At 61.3% G+C, this 1,658-nt stretch carries 2 protein-coding genes and 1 tRNA gene; 1 reads left to right on the forward strand and 2 read right to left on the reverse strand.

The features are described from left to right. The coding region (locus I2E26_RS00365) for a DAK2 domain-containing protein (protein WP_195419173.1) at positions 1-869 on the reverse strand (869 nt) is incomplete at its 3' end. Positions 870-901: 32 nt separating this feature from the next. Further along, entirely contained in the window at positions 902-1,255 is a 354-nt protein-coding gene (locus I2E26_RS00370; RefSeq protein WP_147588374.1) for an Asp23/Gls24 family envelope stress response protein, read from the reverse strand. Positions 1,256-1,583: 328 nt separating this feature from the next. Here I2E26_RS00370 and I2E26_RS00375 point away from each other — a divergent pair. Further along, positions 1,584-1,658: transfer RNA gene (locus tag I2E26_RS00375), tRNA-Asn, on the forward strand.

Raw genomic sequence — 1,658 nt, forward strand, 5'->3', positions numbered from 1 at the left:
AGGTTGGGGGTATTGGAATGAACGTGGATCTTATAGTCGGGGTACGCACCCACGAGCAGCTCGCAGTCGCCCATGGAAGCCAGGAACTGCAGCGCCTTGTCCTCGTCGAAGCGCTTCTCGGCCTTGAAGAGGAACTCGTTGCAGTAGCGGTACTCGGAGCCCTCCCAGTCGTCGTTCGCCTCGATCTCGACGCGTCCGAGCGCGCCGGCCTTGGCGGAATCGGCGTCGAAGGTGGCGGAGAAGTTCTCCACGGCGCTCGCGCGGCCCAAAGCGGCGGCGACGAAGTTCTCGAGGAAGATGGCGAACCCGAATGCGCCGGAATCGACGACGCCGTTCTCCTTCAGAACGGGCAGCAGATCGGGGGTGCGGGCGACGGACTGGTATGCCTCGACGACGATGGCATCAAGCGCCTCCTCGACGGTGAGACGCTTGCGCTCGCATTCATCGGCCTTGGTGGAGATGTCGCGCAACACGGTGAGGATCGTGCCCTCCACGGGCTTGCGAACGGCCTGGAACGCGACCTTCACGGCACGGCGAAGGGCCACGGCGACGTCAGACGACGTGGCCGGCTCGGTCGCGCCCACGAGGCCCTCGGCAACGCCGCGCAGGATCTGCGAGGTGATGACACCGGAGTTGCCGCGCGCGCCCATAAGCGAGCCATGGGTGATGGCGCCGGCGATAGCCTCCATATCGGCGTCGACGGGAAGGGCTGAGAGCTCCTTCACGACCGACTGCAGGGTAAGGGACATATTGGTTCCCGTGTCACCATCGGGTACGGGGAATACGTTGAGCTTATTGATCTCTTCGGCCTTCTCGGCAACCGCGCCGGCGGCGATGGGAAAGCAAGTGCGAACGGTCTTTGCAATCATGAGGCGTGCGACTCCATCTCGAATATAGCCGCTTAAGCGCGGGACTTCATGCCATCGATATGGATGGCGATCTTCAAACGGGCGGGATCGATCTGCGCGATCTCCTGCAACGTGAACGTTACGGAACTAGCCAGGTTCTGGCAGACGGACTTCATGTTGACGCCGGCCTCGATAACCACATGAAGGTCGACCGCGAGGCCCTCCTCGGAGGTGGAAACCAAAACGCCCTTGCGCAGACGCTGACCGGGCGAGAGGCGAACGCTCTCGGCACCCTGTAGCTGCTCAGCCATGCCGACGACACCGTAGCAGGACATGGCGGCGTAGCCCGCGATATCAGCGATCACATCGTTGGAAACGCTGAGGGCGCCCTTGATAATCTCAGACATGTATCTCCTTCCGCGACGGGCTCCATGCCGCGCCAGTTCTTGGGAGTATTCTTATCTATGTTACTACGCAGCCCTGGTGGCGCGCCGTGAAAACAGTGTCTCTACATGGACGCACAACGAATCCACCGCGTTCGCGTGCAGGTGTTTCCGAATGGGCCCATCTGGAGCAAGGTCCGGTCGCGGCCGCACTACGGGGCGTCACATCCCCCGATGCCCGCAGCCATCAGCCGTAGCGGCGCACGCGGGCAGCAGGAAAAAATTTTAGAATCTCGCTTGTCATCGCGAAACCCCTGTGTATAATTCTCTTTGTTGCAAACGCAACTACCATTCCTCGATAGCTCAATGGTAGAGCACGCGGCTGTTAACCGCGCTGTTGTAGGTTCGAGTCCTACTCGAGGAGCCA

The sequence above is a fragment of the Collinsella sp. D33t1_170424_A12 genome, from assembly GCF_015554865.1.
Taxonomy (GTDB): Bacteria; Actinomycetota; Coriobacteriia; order Coriobacteriales; family Coriobacteriaceae; genus Collinsella.

Bases quoted from the DNA above. Each gene is read 5' to 3' on its own strand.
- I2E26_RS00370 (WP_147588374.1), bottom strand. From the start codon at position 1,255: ATGTCTGAGATTATCAAGGGCGCCCTCAGCGTTTCCAACGATGTGATC.